General features: G+C 66.4%; 15 protein-coding genes. 10 read left to right on the forward strand and 5 right to left on the reverse strand.

From position 1 onward, the window contains the following. Positions 1–320 precede the first annotated feature (320 nt). The 3 genes from G5S42_RS20185 to hpnK are packed head-to-tail and all read left to right on the forward strand — an operon-like array spanning position 321 to position 2,786. Positions 321–671, forward strand: a complete 351-nt coding sequence (locus tag G5S42_RS20185) for a hypothetical protein (protein WP_176108408.1) — start codon at positions 321–323, stop codon at positions 669–671. Between the two features lie 19 nt (positions 672–690). After that, complete coding sequence (hpnI, locus tag G5S42_RS20190) at positions 691–1,956, forward strand: bacteriohopanetetrol glucosamine biosynthesis glycosyltransferase HpnI (RefSeq protein WP_176108409.1); 1,266 nt, start codon at positions 691–693, stop codon at positions 1,954–1,956. Further along, positions 1,953–2,786: a hopanoid biosynthesis-associated protein HpnK gene (hpnK, locus tag G5S42_RS20195; RefSeq protein WP_176108410.1), complete on the forward strand. Its 834-nt coding sequence runs from the start codon at positions 1,953–1,955 to the stop codon at positions 2,784–2,786. The genes hpnI and hpnK overlap by 4 nt, the downstream gene beginning before the upstream one ends. Before the next feature lie 37 nt (positions 2,787–2,823). On the opposite strand, the gene G5S42_RS20200 is transcribed toward hpnK, so the two are convergent. From G5S42_RS20200 to G5S42_RS20210, 3 genes are read right to left on the reverse strand one after another with little or no spacing between them, the layout of a single operon-like run. Continuing rightward, a complete protein-coding gene (locus G5S42_RS20200) occupies positions 2,824–5,880 on the reverse strand; it encodes an efflux RND transporter permease subunit (protein WP_176108411.1) in 3,057 nt (1,018 codons plus the stop codon). Beyond that, positions 5,877–7,001, reverse strand: coding sequence for an efflux RND transporter periplasmic adaptor subunit (locus G5S42_RS20205; RefSeq protein WP_176108412.1), 1,125 nt, complete (start codon positions 6,999–7,001; stop codon positions 5,877–5,879). The genes G5S42_RS20200 and G5S42_RS20205 overlap by 4 nt, the downstream gene beginning before the upstream one ends. Next, positions 6,991–8,403, reverse strand: coding sequence for a TolC family protein (locus G5S42_RS20210; RefSeq protein ID WP_176108413.1), 1,413 nt, complete (start codon positions 8,401–8,403; stop codon positions 6,991–6,993). The genes G5S42_RS20205 and G5S42_RS20210 overlap by 11 nt, the downstream gene beginning before the upstream one ends. Before the next feature lie 222 nt (positions 8,404–8,625). Here G5S42_RS20210 and G5S42_RS20215 point away from each other — a divergent pair, with 222 nt between their 5' ends. From G5S42_RS20215 to G5S42_RS20225, 3 genes are all read left to right on the forward strand, one after another. Continuing rightward, the gene (locus G5S42_RS20215) at positions 8,626–9,288 is read left to right on the forward strand and encodes a response regulator (protein WP_176108414.1); all 663 of its coding nucleotides are present in this window, start codon (positions 8,626–8,628) and stop codon (positions 9,286–9,288) included. Next, positions 9,285–10,649, forward strand: a complete 1,365-nt coding sequence (locus tag G5S42_RS20220; protein ID WP_176108415.1) for an ATP-binding protein — start codon at positions 9,285–9,287, stop codon at positions 10,647–10,649. Before G5S42_RS20215 ends, G5S42_RS20220 begins: the two co-directional genes overlap by 4 nt. Before the next feature lie 91 nt (positions 10,650–10,740). Continuing rightward, entirely contained in the window at positions 10,741–11,652 is a 912-nt protein-coding gene (locus G5S42_RS20225; RefSeq protein ID WP_176108416.1) for a ProQ/FinO family protein, read from the forward strand. Between the two features lie 27 nt (positions 11,653–11,679). Here the strand turns inward: G5S42_RS20225 and G5S42_RS20230 are convergent, their stop codons facing one another. Further along, positions 11,680–13,029: a TAXI family TRAP transporter solute-binding subunit gene (locus tag G5S42_RS20230; protein ID WP_176108417.1), complete on the reverse strand. Its 1,350-nt coding sequence runs from the start codon at positions 13,027–13,029 to the stop codon at positions 11,680–11,682. A gap of 206 nt (positions 13,030–13,235) precedes the next feature. Between G5S42_RS20230 and G5S42_RS20235 the strand changes: the two genes are divergently transcribed. From G5S42_RS20235 to G5S42_RS20245, 3 genes are all read left to right on the forward strand, one after another. Next, complete coding sequence (locus tag G5S42_RS20235) at positions 13,236–13,694, forward strand: DUF2946 domain-containing protein (RefSeq protein WP_176108418.1); 459 nt, start codon at positions 13,236–13,238, stop codon at positions 13,692–13,694. 108 nt (positions 13,695–13,802) lie between these two features. After that, on the forward strand, positions 13,803–14,732 hold the full coding sequence (locus tag G5S42_RS20240) for a hypothetical protein (protein ID WP_176108419.1): 930 nt from the start codon (positions 13,803–13,805) through the stop codon (positions 14,730–14,732). Positions 14,733–14,751: 19 nt separating this feature from the next. Continuing rightward, positions 14,752–15,123 carry a copper resistance CopC family protein gene (locus tag G5S42_RS20245; protein ID WP_176108420.1) on the forward strand — a complete coding sequence of 124 codons (372 nt, stop codon included), beginning with the start codon at positions 14,752–14,754 and terminating at the stop codon, positions 15,121–15,123. Between the two features lie 35 nt (positions 15,124–15,158). Here the strand turns inward: G5S42_RS20245 and G5S42_RS20250 are convergent, their stop codons facing one another. Continuing rightward, complete coding sequence (locus G5S42_RS20250) at positions 15,159–16,046, reverse strand: LysR family transcriptional regulator (protein WP_176108421.1); 888 nt, start codon at positions 16,044–16,046, stop codon at positions 15,159–15,161. 662 nt (positions 16,047–16,708) lie between these two features. Between G5S42_RS20250 and G5S42_RS20255 the strand changes: the two genes are divergently transcribed. Next, entirely contained in the window at positions 16,709–17,455 is a 747-nt protein-coding gene (locus G5S42_RS20255) for a glucose 1-dehydrogenase (RefSeq protein WP_176108422.1), read from the forward strand. Positions 17,456–17,520: the final 65 nt, after the last annotated feature.

Consider the following 17,520-nt stretch of genomic DNA (forward strand, 5'->3'; position numbering starts at 1 on the left):
GATGCGTCTATACGAACAATCCGCCGGTGTTTCGAAGTGTAACCACGCCGTTCGTTAGCCGCTTTATGCCATGCGGATGCTTAAGGTTTCCTTCAGCTTGAATCGATACCATCGACGCGCTATAAAATGGTCGTCGCAGATCGTGATGCATGTGCGAGACCAGGTTGTCGTCAGGCCATCGCAACCTGATCGTAAGGACTTCGATGGAGTGACGCGCGAGGCATTCTTTATGCTGGTCGATAGCGTCAATGGACGGTATCGACGAGTCCCGCCCAATGCCAGCATCCGGTCAGGCTGCAAGGCCCCGCACGAGGCACGTTATGAAGCGAGTCACCATCGACATGCTACGAGCCCATTTGCTAGTCGCGTCTCTGACCGCCGCAGGCACCGAAGCGCTGCTGTGCATCGCGCTGCCTGTACTGCCGGTCTCTGACGCTTTTTTCGCTTCAGCATCGTTCAGGCTGTTCGCGCTCGCGCTGATCATCGGCGGCGTAGTGATTGCGCGCGAATTCTCCGAGGTCGCCTTCGAGCTCGCGGTGCGGCGCGACTACGCGATTCGCGCTGCTCGCGGCGCATGGCCCGCCGTGATCTCAGCGAACTGTCCACGCCGGTGGCTCGTCGTGCTTCACCTCCGGCTAACGGGGCAACCGTTCGTGCTGGCCGAGCACTGACGGATACGGACGACACACGATGGCGGCCCACGCGTTGATTGCATGTCAATGGCTTCTGTTGGCCGGCTGCGTTAGCGCTTCGATCTACACGGTAGCCGCCGCGCTCGCCATGCCGTTTTTCACCGCGCGGCATAAATCGAACCATCATGGCGGCAGGGCGGTCAATGGCGCATACGGCGGTTCGCTAGTGGGTTCGTCCGATGGACCAGGCGGGCCGTTCGCGCAGGTCGGTGTCAGCGTGCTGAAGCCGCTGTGCGGCGCCGAACCGCGTCTCTACGAGAATCTCCGGACCTTCTGCGAGCAGCGGCATCAGCATTTTCAGCTGGTGCTGGGCGTGTCGTCGCCGCACGATCCCGCCATCGCGGTGGTGCGCCGCTTGCAGGCCGCCTATCCCAGGTGCGACATCGAACTCGCGATCGACACGCGCGTACATGGCAGCAATCTGAAAGTCAGCAACCTGATCAACATGGCCGCACGCGCTCGCCACGACGTGATCGTGATCGCCGACAGCGACATCGCGGTCGACTCCGACTATCTCGACAGCGTCGCCGCGCCGCTCGCGGACCCGAGCGTCGGCGTGGTCACGTGCCTGTACGTCGCGCGCGGCGTCGGCGGCTTCTGGCCGCGCGTCGGTGCGCTGTTCATCAACGAGTGGTTCGCGCCGTCGGTGCGGGTCGCCCATGCGATGGGCTCGCGCCGCTTCGGTTTCGGCGCGACCCTCGCGTTGCGGCGCGCGACGCTGGAGCGCATCGGCGGCTTCGAGGCACTGAAAAACTGCCTCGCCGACGACTACTGGCTCGCCGAGCACGTGCGCGCTCTCGGTCTGCAAACGGTGCTGTCGCGGGTGATGGTCGCCACCGACGTGATCGAGCCGACCTTCGCGGCGCTGTGGCAGCGCGAAACGCGCTGGCTGCGCACGATCCGCTCGGTCAATCCGCCGGGTTTCGTGTCGCTGCTGATCACATTCCCCACACCGTGGCTGTTGACGAGCGCAGGGCTGACCGTGTCGCTCGCAACCTGTGCTCACGCGCCGTTCGCGGCGGTGGTCGCGAGCGCGTCGGCGACCGCGCTCTGCGTTGGTGCGCGCCTGCTGCTGCATTTGCGTGCGGCGCGCCGTGCGCGCACGTTCTGGCGGGATCTGCCGCTGGTGCCGTTGCGCGATACGCTGCTCGCGCTCCAGTGGCTCGTCAGCGCGTTCGGTTCGCACGTCGTGTGGCGCGGCGAGCGCATGCAGCTCGGCACGCCGTCCGCCGAGCGCAGCGGCCGGCTGGACAGCCTCACGTGATAGCGCGCGGCAAACCGGCCCAGCCGCGCGGACTGATCATCACCGCCGACGATTTCGGCCTGCATCAGCGCGTCAATTTCGCGGTCGAGCGCGCGCACCGCAACGGTGTGCTGCGCGCGGCAAGTCTGATGGTCGGCGCGCCGGCCGCCGAAGACGCGGTTGCGCGCGCGCATACGCTGCCGGAACTGCGCGTGGGCCTGCATCTGGTGCTGGCCGACGGCGCCGCGCTGGCGCCGCGCGAGCAGGTCGCCGCGCTGCTCGACGAGAACGGCCGCTTCGGCAGCAACATGGTGCGCGACGGCGTGCGCTTCTTCTTTCTGCCGCACGTGCGCCGGCAACTCGCCTACGAAATCCGCGCGCAATTCGAAGCCTTCGCCGCGACCGGCCTCAGGCTCGACCACGTGAACACGCACAAGCATTTTCATCTGCATCCGACCGTGCTCGGCCTGATCCTCGACATCGGCCGCGACTACGGCATGAAGGCGATGCGTCTGCCGTTCGAAGCGAACGCGCCGCTGTGGCTGCGGCCGTGGGTCGCGCACGTGAAGACGCGGCTCGAGCGCGCGGGGATCGCGCACAACGACTACGTGGTCGGCATTGCGGCGAGCGGGCGCATGGACGAGGCGAGCTGGCTCGCCGCGCTCGCGAATCTGCCGCATGGCGTCGGCGAAATCTATTGTCATCCGGCGCTGGCCGGTGACGCGCTCAGCGAGGGCATGCACGACTACCGGCATGCCGACGAGTTGCAGGCGCTGTTGTCGCCAAAGGTGGCCGCCGCGATCCGCGCGCTCGGCGCGCGAGTCGGCGGGTTCGCGGATGTGCTTGCGTAGCGTCAGCTTCGCGAAACGCGGAAAACCTGGGCCGCGCTCACACCGGCTGCTTTTTCATCAATAGCTTCAGCAACGCGGGCAGCAGCAACAGCACGAGCGGCAACTGGACGATCAGTCCGGAAATGATCGCGATCGCGAGCGGTTGCTGCATCGCCGAGCCTTGCCCCAGCGCGAACGCGAGCGGCAACAGCGCGAGGATCGCGGCGATCGTCGTCATCGCGATCGGCCGCAGACGATTGCGGCCGGCGGCCTGCAACGCGTCGTCGAACGGCATTTCGTCGTCGCGCACCAGCGCCTGCAATTCGGATACGTAAAAGATGGCAACTTCCGTCACGATGCCGATGATCATCGTCATACCCATCATCGCCGAGATATTCAACTCGATGCCGGTGATCCAAAGGCCGATGAACACCGCGCCGGCAGCGAAGAGCGGCATTGCCAGCACCGCGAGCGCGACACGCAGGCGTTCGTACAGGAACAGCAGCAGGCCGAACACGAGCGCGATCGCGGCGCCGAACACGGTCAAGAGCCCCTTGAAGGCGATCTGCTGTTGCTGGTACAGACCGCCGAGCTCGTAATAGACGCCCGACGGCAGCAGGTCCGCGTTGCCGAGCGCCTTCTGCACGTCAGCGATCGTCGAGCCGAGATCGCGCCCGTCGATGCGCGCAGTGACCGCGACCATCCGCTTCAGATTCGAGCGGCTGATTTCGGGCTGACCGGTGACGCTCACGCGATCGGCGACGCGCTTCAGCGCGAACAGATGCCCGTCCGGCGCGCGAATCTGTAACTGACCGAGTTGCGTATCGGTCATCTGGCGCGCGCCGTTCACGCGCACGCGCACGCCTACCGTTTTCGGGCCGCTCTGGAACTGCGTCGCGACATTGCCTTCGAGCATGTCGGTGACGGCCTGCGCGATCGCCTGCGGGTCCATGCCTTCGGCCGCGGCGGCGGGCAGGATGTGCAGCTCGATCGCGTCGCCGGCCGGGTTGATACCGTCGTTCACGTCGACGATGCCGTGAATCTGGCCGATACGCGCGGCAACTCTGCGCGCGGTGGTGTCGAGCGTGTGCGGATCGTCGGAGAAGATCTTGATCTGCACCGGCTGGGGCACCGCGGTCAGATCGCCGATCAGGTCTTCCATCAGCTGCGCGAGCTCGATGCTGACGCCCGGCACCTGTGTGTCGATCTGCGAGCGGATTTCCTCCATCACGGTGTCGATCGGTTCGCGCTTGCCCGACTTCAGGCGCACGAAGAAGTCGCCCTTGTTCGGCTCGTTCAGATCGCCGCCGAGGCCCGCGCCGGTACGGCGCGAATAGGTCGCGACGTTAGGGTTCGCGCGCACGATCTGCTCGATCTGCTTCATCAGCCGGTCCGTTTCGGTGATCGACGTGCCCGGCTGCGTGTGATAGTCGAGCACGAAGCCACCTTCGTCCATGCTCGGCATGAAGCCACTGCCGACGCGCGTGAATGCGAACGCCGCGACGACGATCAACGGCACGACGCCGAGCAGCACGAGCGGCGGCCGTGCGATCACGCGGCCGATCGTCACCGCATAGCGCCGGTTCAGCCATGCGGCGAAACGGGTTTCCTGGTGCTCCTCGGCGTCTTTGGGCTTCAGCCAGTGGTCGCACAGGATCGGCACCGCGAGCCACGTGACGAGGAACGAAATGAACAGCGCGCTCGCCATCGTCAGCGACAGCGCCTTGAAAAAGGCTCCCGTCACACCCGACAGAAACGCGAGCGGCACGAAGATGATCAGCGTTGCCGCCGACGAACCCGCGAGCGGCCGTGTGAATTCGAGCGCCGCGGCCATCACGCGGCCATGGAACGCGCGCGCGCCGGCTTCACGCATGCGCCGCACGATGTGCTCGATCATCACGATCGCGTCGTCGATCACGAGGCCGACCGCGGCCGCCATACCGCCCAGCGTCATGATGTTGAAGCCCATGCCGAACACGTCGAGCAGCAGGATCGTCGCGGCCATCACGACCGGCACCAGCGCGACCGCGATCGCGGTGATCTTCCAGTTGCGCAGGAAGAAGAACAGCGTCAACGCCGCGAGCACGATGCCGATCATGATCGCGTCGCGCACGCTGGTGGCCGACGCGATCACGAGTTCGCTCTGGTCGTACCAATTCGACAGATGCACGCCCGCGGGCATCTGCGGCTGGAACGCAGCAATCTTCGCGCGGATCGCGCGTGCCATCGCGACGCTGTTGGCGCCGGGCTGCTGGTACACGTTCAGGAGCACCGCATCCTGACCATCGGCGGTGACGCGCATCCATTGCGGCACGACGCCCTGGCGCACCATCGCGACGTCGCCGAGACGGATCTGCGCGCCGTTCGCATTGCCGTTGGCGGACACGACCACGTTGCGCAGTTCGTCGAGCTGCGTGATCGTCGAGTTGGTGACGACGAGGTACAGCTTGTCGTGATCTTCGATGCGGCCGTTTGCCATCAGCACGTTGCTCGCGCCGATCGCCTTCGATACATCGGCGAGCGACAGCTTGTACGCGGCGAGGCGGGCGGGATCGACCGCGACCTCGAACTCGTCCTCGGCGCCCCCGGTCACCTCGACGCGCGCGACGCCTTCCACCGACGACAGCAGCGGCCGCATCTGGAACTGCGCGAGATCGCGCAGCGCGGACAGCGACTGTTGCTTCGACGTGAGGCTGTACGCGAGCACCGGAAACACGGTCGGGTCCATGCGCCGCACCTGCATCGTCGTGCCGGGCGGCAGCGTCGCGAGAATTTCGCTGATCGCCGATTGAGCCTGCAGCGTCGCCTGCGCCATGTCGGTGCCCCAGTCGAAGTTCAGCGAAATCTCCGCGGCGCCACGGCTCGTCGTCGATTCGACGTCGCGCACGTTCGGCACGCGCCGCAGCGCTTCTTCGACCGGCATCGTGACGAGCGTGGTCATCTGCTCGGCGGGGCGGTCGCCCGCGTCGAGCGATACGACCGCGCGCGGAAACGCGACGTTCGGAAACAGCGAGATCGGCAGACGGAACGCGCTCAACACGCCGGCAATCGCGAGCAACGCGATGACGAACAGCAGCGAGCGGCGATGCGTCTGCATCCATTGGCCGAAGTTCATCGCGCGCCATCTCCCGCGGCGCGGACCGCCATGCCGTCTTTCAGCTCGTAGTTGCCGCTCGTGGCGACGCCGAGCATGGGGTCGAGCGGGCCATCGACGCCGTAGCGCTCGCCGTTTTCGATCGCGATGCTCACTGCGACGCGATGCGCCTTGTTTTGCGGCGTGATCTGGAACACGTACGCATGCTGCCCATCTTGCAGCACGGCCGCGCGCGGCACGATCCAGTGCGTGCCCGTGCGGGTCGCGATGTCGCCAGAAACGCGTGTGCCGGGAATGAACGGCGTCTGCGCGAGCGGTACCGTCGCGCCGATGTTGACCAGTTGCGATTGCGGATCGATCGCGGCACCGACGAGCACCACACGGCCTTCGATCGACGTCTGCGCGAGTGCCGCGGACAGGCCGTGCAGCGTAACGGCATCGCCGGGATGGATCGCTGCGGCGTCGGTGGGCTCGACGCCGAGCGTCACGTTTGCGCGCGCATCACGGCTCGCGCCACTCGCGAGTTGCAGAATCGCCGCGCCAGCCTGCACCTGGTCGCCCTGTGCCGCCGACAGCTGCAGCACCACGCCGTCGAACGGCGCGGTCACGACCTTGTTGCCGCTTGCGATGCCGCTCTGAGTCTGCGCGGCGAGCGCTTCGCGCGCATCGTCGACGGCCTTGCTCGCGCTCGCGAGCTGCGATTGCGTCGCGAGACCTTTGTCGTACAGCGACCGGGTCCGCGCGAGTTCGCCTTGCGCGAGCGTCAGCGCGCTTCTCGCCTGAGTTGCGGCAAGCACCGCGGCAGGATCGGCCTGGACGACGAACAGTGGCGTGCCGCGCTTGACGGTCTCGCCCGCCTGCACGCGCATCTGTGCGATACGCGACACATAGGGCAGGTTGATCGTCGTCAGGTTCGACGCGGTGGTCGCGACGATCCCGAAGCCGCGCACCGGCTGCGCGATCGCGGCGCGCTGCACGTGCACGGTCTGCACCGCGACCGACGATTGAGTTTCGCTGGCGGGGTTGTCGTCCGCACGAACCGGATGGACTGCTGCGTACAGCAGGACCGCGCAAACCAGCGGCGCGGCGACGGCCGCAACACGCGGCCATCCGTACCGCGATGGAAACAGGCTATTTCGCATGAGTGTCGATGAAAGTTTGAGCGGGAGTGAAAGCGTCGGGAATCGCGCTGCCGAGCAGCGCCTGCAAGCCGACGCGTTGTTCGTCGAGCGCTTCGCGCAGCGTCGCGACGTCGATGCGTTTCGCGAGCGCGGCGCTTTGCGCGTCGGTGTACGCGCCGAGCGCGAGGTTGTGTTCGGCGTAGGCCGCCGCGGCTTCGCGCGCGGAGCGCTCGACGCCGGGTAATGCGGCTTCGGTCTGCTGCAACTGCCGGGCGAGAATCGCGCTGTCCTCGCGCAGCCGGGCGACGTCCGCATACGCCTGGTTCAGCCGGGTCTGGTACTCGTCGCGAAGCCGCTGACGGGTCGCTTTTTCGATCGCGACATTGCCCTGATTGCGGTTGAAGATCGGCAGACTCAGGTTGATCTGAAAGCCGCTCGTGTAGATGTTCGAGGTGTCGCGCGCCCGCACGAAACCGACCGACAGACTCGGGAACTGGCTCAGAATCGCCGCGCGGTATTTCTGCTCCTGCGCTTCGTAGCCGGCCTGTAGCGCGATCAGGTCGGGGCGACGGTGCGCGAGCTCGGCGAGCGCTGAGTCGAGCGTGGCGTCGGGGAGCGGTGCGACTTCGTCGTCGTGGCCTGCCTGCAACTGCAATTGCACGTCGGGCGCGAGACCCAGCAGAGCGTTCAGATCGTGATGGGTTTGCGCGGCCGCGCGCTCGGCGTCCGTGTACTGCTTGCGCGCGTCGCTGTAAGCGATGGGCGCGGCGGTGAGCGTATCGTCGGTCAGATTGCCGTCCGCGCGCGCCGCGGCCATGCGCTCGTAACGGGTGCGCGCGAGTTCGCGTTGCTGTTGCAACAGCGGCAGCGTGCGCTGCTGAAAGCAACTCTTCACGAACAGCTGGCGCGCCTGCGCGACGACCTGCCATTCCTGCCACAGAAGGCCGAGATCGGTCTTCGCCAGCGTCGCGTCGGCGGACTGTTTGTTCGCGCTGCGCAGCACGATCGCCATCACGTCGATGCTGAGGCCATAATTGAACGCGCGCGTGGTGCCGGCCGCGCCCGGATAATCGCTCGACACGCTCAGTTGCGGATCGGGCAGCAGACCCGCCGAATAAGCCTGCGCGCGGGCGATGCCGAGATCGTCGCGGGCCAGCTTCAGATCGGGGTTGTTGGCGACCGCGAGCATCGCGACTTCGTCGATGTCGAGCCCGTCGGCGGGATCGAACCGATGGGTGGCCAACTCGGGCAGCGGCATGCTCGCGGGATCGATGCGGACCCGTTCGAGCGATCGCGCGGACGTCGAGGTGACCTGCGGCGCGAGCGGTTCGCGGTGATAGGTCGCGCAGCCGCTCATCAGCAGCGCGCACAACGGCATCAGCGCGCGCCGACGCAGCGCCGTCACGGGATGGAAATCAGGCAAAATCCGGCTCCTGCGAATCATCGGAAGGGGCGAGCGACTCGCGAACGAGGCCTCGCAATGGGAGCCAATTTTCCGAAGCGCGCGCTTAAGACAGGCTTAACGTCGAATCGCCTGACCCGAGCCGCGCGAAATCGGCGCCGTCATCAGTACCCCGTAAGGCTTCGTTAAGCTGCTGGGGCCGATAATGCGGCGGCTAAAACCGCAGCAAGGAGGGGAGAGACCATGCGCCTGCTATTGGTCGAAGACGACGACATGATCGCGGAATCGGTGCTGGGCGCGATGCGCCGCGCCGGCTACGCGATCGACTGGGCCGAGGACGGCCGCGCGGCGGAACTGTCGCTCGATAACGGCGTGTACGACCTCGTACTGCTCGACCTCGGCCTGCCGAAAAAAGACGGCATCGACGTGCTGAACGCGTATCGCCGCAACGGCGGCGCGGCGCCGGTCATCATCCTGACCGCGCGCGACGCGATCGACGAACGCATCCGCGGTCTCGACGCCGGCGCCGACGACTACCTGATCAAGCCGTTCGATCTCGACGAACTGGCCGCGCGCATTCGCGCGCTGCTGCGCCGGCGCACCGGCCAGAAGCAGCCGGTCTACAGCCACGGCGAACTGACGCTCGACCCCGCCGCGCATGAAGTGACCAAGAACGGCGTGCCGCTGCCGCTGGTGCCGCGAGAATTCGCGCTGCTGCAGGCGCTGATCGAGGAGCCGACCCGCGTGTTCACCAAGGCCGAGCTCGAAGAAAAGCTGTACGGCTGGGGCGAAGAAGTCGGCAGCAACACGATCGAAGTGCATGTGCACAGTCTGCGGCGCAAAATCGGCGCGGACCAGGTCGTGACAGTGCGCGGGGTCGGCTACCGCCTGAAGAGGTGCGGATGACGTCGATTCGCCGCTGGCTGCTCGGCTGGCTGATCTTCGGCATGGCGGCGACCTCGATGGTCGCGGCTTTCGCGATCTTCCATACCGCGCGGCGCGAGGCGAGCGAGCTGTTCGACTACGAACTGCGCAGCGTCGCGTTGTCGCTGCCGTCGTCGCTGAGCGGCGCGGGGCCGCGCGAGCATCGTGCCCCCGACCTCGGTGATCTCGCCGACGACCGCATCGTCATCGAGATCTGGGACAAGAGCGGCACGCTCGTCTATCACTCCGCGCAGGCGCCGATGTTCGAGCGTCTCGCGCCGGGCTTCCACACGGTGCCGCGCGGCGAGTACCACTGGCGCATCTTCGGCGTCGCGCAGCCGGACCGCTACGTGCAGGTCGCGCAGCCCGTGTCGGTGCGCGAGGACCTCGCGTTGCATCTCGCGCTGCACACGCTGTGGCCGCTCGGCGTGCTGCTGCCGGTGACGATCGCGCTGGTGCTGCTGGTGGTCGCGCGCGGGCTCGCGCCGATCGGCGGGCTGTCGCGCGCGCTCGCGACGCGTTCGATCGATTCGCTCGAACCGCTGCGGCTCGACGGCAACATGCCGGTCGAAATCCGCCCGCTCGTCGAAGCGCTGAACGATCTGCTGCAACGTCTGCATACGGCGTCGCAGGCGCAGCGCACGTTCATCGCCGATGCCGCGCACGAGCTGCGCTCGCCGCTCGCGGCGCTGAAGCTGCAACTGCAGGCGGCGTCGCGCGATGGCTCGCTGAGGGGCGAGGGGCAGACGCTCGAGCGTGTCGAAAATCGGGTGAACCGGATCATTCACCTCGTGCAGCAATTGCTGACGCTGGCGCGCGAAGACGCGCAGCCGGTCACCTCGACGGTGCCGGTCAGCCTGCGCCGCATCGGCGAGCAGGCGGTCAGCGATTGTTCCGTGCTCGCGGAGCTGCGCGAAATCGATCTCGGCCTCGAATGCGAACAGGCGCGCACACCGAACGACGCCTACACGGTGCTCGCCGAGCCGCACAGTATCAGCGTGTTGTTGGGGAATCTGATCAACAACGCGATTCGTCATACGCCGCGGGGCGGCCGTGTCGACGTGGTGCTGCGGCGCACGGGCGAGCGGGTTGGCTTCGAGGTCGTCGACAGCGGCTCGGGGATTCCGGAGGCGGAGCTCGAACGCGTGTTCGATCGTTTCTATCGCGGCGAGGAGTCGAAGGGCGAGGGCAGCGGGCTCGGTCTCGCAATCGTTGCGCGGATCGCCGAGCGGCATCAGCTCGGGCTGTCGCTGCACAACAATGTCGGCGCGCCGGGCTTGCGGGTGTCGGTCACCGGGCTGCACGCGCCCGCCGCCGATGCGCCCGTCACGGCCGCGAATTAACGATCGTCATTGCAGCTAGCGGTTGTCACAAGCATATAGGCGCACGCTGCTACAATCTCATTTTTACAGATCGACAGATTGGTTGTGCACTATGGGTTTCGAACAACTCGCTGAACTGAAGAAGCAACTGGCCGCGGCGCGAGCCGCCGCCGAGGGCGCCGGCAAGCCCGATCGCAAATCGGCTGCGCGCCCCGCTTCGAAGTCCACTGGCAAGCCCGCTTCAAATCCTGGGGCACATCCTGGCTCTAACGCCGAGCGTGGCGCCAATCCGGGCACGAAGCCCGGTGGCCGGCCCGGCGGAAAGCCGGCCGCGAAGGCCAGTGGTCGGCCGGACGGCAAGCCGGGCACGCGACCCGGCCGCCCGCAGCCGCGCCACGCCGCACCCGAGGGCGCCGCGCCCGCCAGGCCGGCGGCGGCGGACGCCAAGCCGGTGGACCCGGTGGTGCGCTCGATCGGTCGTCTGCAAAAGCGTTTCCCGGTCGCTTTCCCGAAGAATCCGGCCCCGAAGCTGCCGCTGAAGATCGGCGTTTTCGAAGATCTCGTCGTGCATGCGAAGGAGCTGTCGCTGACCGAAGCCGAGCTGCGCGACGCGATCAAGACGTGGTGCCGTGGCGGGCGCTACTGGAAGAGCCTCGTCGAAGGCGCCGCGCGCGTCGATCTGGCGGGTGTCGAAGCCGGCAAGGTCACGGCGCAGGAAGCGGCCGGTGCGCAGCGCCTGCTCGCGCATCGCGCGGCGAAGGGCGCGCAGAAGGCCGCCGCGGCGACGGCAAGCGCAAATGCCCCGACCGATGCCGGTACACCGTCACCGTCCGGGAAGGCGACCGCCGACGAGCCGCAGGCCGAAGCAGTCGTAGCGGCAGTCGCGGGACAGGCGGTTCCGCAGGCGGATGCCGCTGCTGCAACGCCGGAAGCCGTAGCACCGAATGCCGCCGGCAGCGCGGACGCCCAGGCGCAAACCAGCGCCCAACACGAGACGCAAGCTTCCACTCCCTCCCAGGCCTAACCTTGGCATAACCCGTCGCGGCCTCGCTCAAGAGGCCATGACGTGCGGCGCAGCCGTCAGCCGGCTGCGCACGAATCCCACATGCTCCCGCAGCACATAAAACGCATCCGCATACGCTAACGGCATGCGCAGGTGGTTCAGCGCCGCCTCGATCTCGTCCAGTTGCCCCAGTAGCTGTGTGCGCTCCTCGTCGGTTGCGCCGGCGAGCGCGTGCCGCTCGATCGCGATCAACGAACCGTAATAACGATAGATGCGCGAGCGCACCCGCCACCGGTACAGCGCCGGAATCACCCGCATCGCGGGCAACAGCAGCACGGCGACCGGCAACAGCAGGACCAGCGTGCGATCGCCGATGCTCGCGAGCCAGAACGGCAGCGTCCGATACAAAAAGCCCTTGCCGGTCCGGTAATAGCGCTGCGCGTCCTCGCTGATCCGGTATTCGTGCTCGACCGGTGTCGGGAACTGGCCGGCGTGCTGCAACAGGCCCGCGGCGCCATGTACTTCCTGCGCCGCCTCGATCAGCAGATCCGAGATCGCTGGATGCAGCGTGCTGCGCGCGACGAGTTCGACCGTCGGACTGATCAGGTGGACGGTCTCGGGCGGAATGCGCCGCTTCAGGTCGAGCACGCCGGGCGGCAGGTCGATCTGGTCGAGAAACGGAAACACCCGCGTATAGGCGCTGGCTTCGTCGAAATTCATCACCGAAATGCCGGGTACGCGCAACAGCCGCAGCATCAGGCCGCGCGTCGCCGAGTCACCGCTCAGGAGCGCCGCGTCGACCTCGCCGGCGACCAGCTGCGTGGCGGCCTGCAGACCGTCGCTCGGCACCAGCGTCGTCGCGCCGCCTGGCTCGATGCCGTTCGCCGCGAGCAGTTGCAGCGCGAGCAGCCGCGTGCCGCTGCCTTCGCGGCCGACCGCGATCCGCTTGCCTTCGAGCTGCGCCAGTTGCGCGAGCGCCGCGCCACGATAGAACACCACGATCGGCACATAGAACACGCTGCCGAGCGACACCAGCGACGACGTATCCAGCCCCTGGGCCACCCCGCCTTGCACGAACGCGATATCGACTTGCTGCTTCGGGTCCAGCAGCCGCTGCAGGTTCTGCACGGACCCATCGGATTCGAGCACGTTCAGGCGGATGCCGTTGCGCGCGAGAATCTTGCGGTACTGGTTCGCAGTGACGACGAACGAGCTGTCGCGCGGGCCGGCGCTGATCGTGATCGTGCGCGGCGGCGCCGGATTGGCGATCCAGACGATCAGCACGATCGCGAACGCGATCAGCAGCGCCGTGATGAAGTAGGGCAGCAGGTGCTCGCGCCATTCGGCGCGCGTAAGTTCGGCGGAAAAGTGCGGAGGACGCGGACGCTGCGCTTTCATGAATACTCCGTGCTTGAAGCCGGGAGCAGGCATTGTCGCCTGTGCGCGGTGGCTTTGCCGTAGCGGTTCGTTCTATCGACCGGGCGCGCGGCGCTCGACGGAGACTGCCGCCCGCGGCCGGAGAATAACGCGTACATGGCATAATTTGCCGCAAATCGCGGTCTGGCAGTAGTGGACTTCACAACTCGCGGAGTGTCGCTGGGCGCATGTTGAATCGTCGGCATCGGAAGATCGGCAACTGGCTGGGATTGCTCGCGATCCTGCTGACGACGCTCGCGCCGACGATCTCGCAGACGCTCGCCGCCCATCGCCATGCCGACGCGATGATGGGCGAGCATTGCCAGATGGCGTCGATGGACGACATGGCGTCGATGCCGGGCATGCGGATGCAGGACGGCACGCCCGAGCCCACCCAGGCCATCGCCAACCCGCCAGACAACACCGACGACACCGGCAATCCCACGGACAAGCACGCGCAGATGTCCGGCGATGCCTGCGGCTATTGCAGCCTGCTCGCGCATCTGCCGGTGATGCCGAGCGTCGGCATGCTGTTCGTCGCCGCGTTCCGCGCGCGCCAGCACACGGCCGTGACGCGCTATAACAGCGTGCGCCGTGTCGAACCGCGGACCTTCGCGCAGCCCCGCGCCCCGCCTTCCGCTTCCTGATCCGAATCCCTTACGACGCGATGCGCCTACGTGCATCGCGCTTGCTCGCGCGCGTCCGTTCGACGGCGCGCGCCGGCCTCGTCATCACCGAACAGACAGGATGCACTCATGCACACATCAGCAATGCGCGGTAGCCGTCCCCGGCGCGCGGCGCCGCTCGCCGCGGCCGCCTATGTCGCCTACACCGCTTACGTCGCGTGCGGCGTCGTAGGCCTGATCACCGCGCCGTCCATCGCGCAGGCGCACGCGATCGCGGGCAACCGCGTCTTCCCGGCGACTCTCGCGGTCGACGACCCCGGCGTCGGCGACGAAGCGAACTTCGAGTACGGCCATCAGCGCGTGCCCGGCGACAACGGCGACCAGAGCATCAACACGTTCAGCTTCGAGTACGACAAGCTGATCACGCCGCGTCTGGCCGTGTCGATCGACGGCGCGTACGTGCTCCAGAACAACCCGCGCGCGGCCGGCTTCAACAACTTCGGCGTCGGCCTCAAGTACCTGCTGTACGTGAACGAGCCGCACGAGCTGATGACGTCGATCGGCGTCACTGCGGAGCTCGGCGGCACCGGCAGTCGAGCGATCGCCGACAACTTCTCGACGATCTCGCCGACCGTCTACATCGGCAAGGGCATGGGCGATCTGCCCGATTCGCTCGCGTATCTGCGCCCGGTCGCGATCACGGCCGAGGCGGCCCCCGCGCTCAACACCGGCGCGGGTCAGCCGAACGCGTTCAACTACGGCTTCACCGTGCAGTACAGCCTGCCGTATCTGCAGCAGCACGTGCACGACGCGGGTCTGCCGCAGCCGTTCTCGAACCTGATCCCGCTCGTCGAGGTCCCGCTGTCGCGCAGCCAGGGTCAGACGACCGGCACGGTCAATCCGGGCTTTATCTGGATCAATCGCTACGGACAGTTCGGCGTCGAGGCACAGATTCCGATCAACCGTGCGAGCGGCTCGCACGTCGGCATTCTGGTGCAGGCGCACTTGTTCTTCGACGACATTGCGCCGACTACGCTCGGCAAGCCGCTGTTCCCATGAGTAGTGCAGGAGAAAAACGATGATGAACAGCTTCGAATATCACGCAATGCGCCTGGCGGCACTGATCGCCGGTGTGACGTTCGCGAGCGCGGCACTCGCGCATGTGTTTCCGCAGAAGCAGGAGCCGGGCGCGGGCGCATCGGTGGCCGCGCCCGCGCAGGTCAAGGTGACCTTCGACGGGCCGCTCGAACCGGCGTTCAGCTCGCTGAGCGTCACCGATGCGAGTGGCAAGCAGGTCGGCACGCAGAAGTCATCGGTGGATGCGCGGCAACCCGCGGTGATGACGCTGCCGCTGCCGACGCTCGCGGCCGGACACTACACCGTGCATTGGGTCGCGGTGGCGTCGGACGGGCATCGAACGCATGGGGACTATGGCTTCGATGTGAAGTAGGGCGGCACGATGCGCCGTGCTCGCGCAAGCGGCGCTCAAACCCGCTTGAACAACTGCCGCGCGAGCGAGCACATCAGCATCGTCGCGGGCGATTCGTCCTGCAGGCGCCGGCTCATGATGATCGGCGACGCGGCGCTTGCCGACGGAATCGGCCGGTACGCGACGCCGTGCGCGCGCAAGCCCTCGACGCTCTCCGGCACGAGACACACGCCGACCTGCGCGGCGACCAGACCGAGCGCGGTCTGCAACTCACGCACTTCGTGAATCGCCTTCGGCTCCAGCGCCTGATCGTGCATTGCCGAGATCTGCTGGTCCGCGTAGCTCGGCCGCGGCGTGCTTGGATAGACGATCAGCGTTTCCTCGGCGAGCGCGGCGAGCGTCAGAGGCTTCTTCTGCCGTGCGAGCGGATGGTCCTGCGGCAACGCCGCGATCATCCGTTCCTCGACCAGCACTTCGCGCGCGAGTTGCGCATCATCGAAGCGCAGGCGGCCGAAGCCGACGTCGATGCGGCCGCCTTTGAGCGCGGCCAACTGCTCGAGTGTGAACATCTCGATCAGCGATAGCTCGATATGCGGCGCGGCCTCGCGGAACGAGCGGATCACCGCGGGCAGCGCGCCATACAGCGTAGACGGCACGAAGCCGATCACGATGCGCTCCGCGAGTTGTGCGAGCCGTCGCGTGAGCGGCGCGAGCTCGTCGGCTTCATCGATCAGACGCTTCGCCTGGGTGTAGAAAATGCGGCCGGCTTCGGTGAGCCGCAACGGTCGCGAGCCGCGCTCGAACAGCGGCAGGCCGACGTCTTCCTCGATCTGCTGGATCTGCCGCGACAGCGGCGGTTGCGTCATATGCAGACGATTGGCCGCCCGCGTGATGTTCATCTCCTCGGCGACCGCGATGAAGTAGCGAAGTTGGCGAAATTCCATGCATGCCTCAGAGGTGTGATGCGTCGGCGATCGGGTTGGTGTTGGAATGCCGCGCGCTGAATGTTCGTTTACGGCTCTGTGCTCCCGCAGGAGCGCTCCGCGGCGGCAACGAATGATAGCAACAGCACCGTCAAACCCTATCTGTCTGCTCGGCCTCGACGTTCAATCAATACCGCGCGCATTCGTTTAAATGACGTCGAGGCAGCAGATAGCGGAGGAGGAAGATCATGTGGCCCATTATTCTCGATACGCTCGGTGCGCTCGCGGTGCTCGCGAGCGTGGCGGCGCAGATCGCGCTGCTGCGCAAGCATTGAATAAAAAGCGCAGTGAATAAAGCGCTTTCAGTGTGTAGCGCCTGATCGTGGCGTCTACTCGTAGGAGTTTTATGCATCGATCTGGTACGAGATGCACCGCGAACCAGATCAGCGCGTATTGCCCGAAATCTTCGTAAGCCCCGCGTAAACATATCCAACGAAATCCGCTTCGATTCGATTGTTCGTCGGAAGCGGCGTGTCAATTCGCCTCGAGCCGCTTTATCCGAGCTCACGCGATGCCTAAATTTACGACCTGTGACAGCGCCACTGCATTTCCAGCTTTTAGCGGCGTGGACCTCGTGACTTCTCGCGAGGCATGCCGGCGCGAACCATTGAAAGGACACGATGATGAGCAAGCTCACAGGCAAGGTAGCGGTTGTAACGGGTGCATCGAAAGGCATCGGTGCGGCGATTGCGAAGGCATTGGCGGCGCAAGGCGCGTCGGTCGTGGTGAACTATGCGTCGAGCCGCGCGGGCGCCGACAAGGTCGTCGCCGATATCACCGCGGCGGGCGGCAAGGCGGTCGCGGTTGGCGGCGACGTGTCGAAGGCCGCGGACGCGAAGGGCATCATCGATGCGGCGATCGAAACCTATGGCCGGCTCGACGTTCTCGTCAACAACTCGGGTGTCTACGAATTCGCGACGCTCGAAGAGATCACCGAAGCGCATTTTCATAAGCACTTCGATGTGAATGTGCTGGGTCTGCTGCTGGTGACGCAGGCGGCGGCCAAACATCTGGGCGAAGGCGGCAGCATCGTCAACGTGAGCTCGGTCGTGACCCGCATCACACCGGCGACCACCGCGGTCTACACGGCGACCAAGGGCGCGGTCGATGCGATCACCGGCGTGCTCGCGAAGGAACTCGGTTCGCGCAAGATCCGCGTGAATTCGGTGAATCCGGGCGTGGTCGAAACCGAAGGCGCGCACACCGCCGGCGTGATGGGCTCGGAGTTCGAAACGTGGGCGATCAGCACGACGCCGCTCGGCCGTATCGGCCAACCCGACGATATCGCCGATGTCGTCACGTTCCTGGCTTCGGACGACGCGCGCTGGTTGACGGGCGAGAGCCTGATCGCGAGCGGCGGCGCGCGTTGAGTCCGACGGGTTGCCGACGCTTCCGGCAACCCGCTCTTCAGATCGAGTGCGATAACGGATGGCGC

Source organism: Paraburkholderia youngii (assembly GCF_013366925.1).
Classification (GTDB): Bacteria; Pseudomonadota; Gammaproteobacteria; order Burkholderiales; family Burkholderiaceae; genus Paraburkholderia; species Paraburkholderia youngii.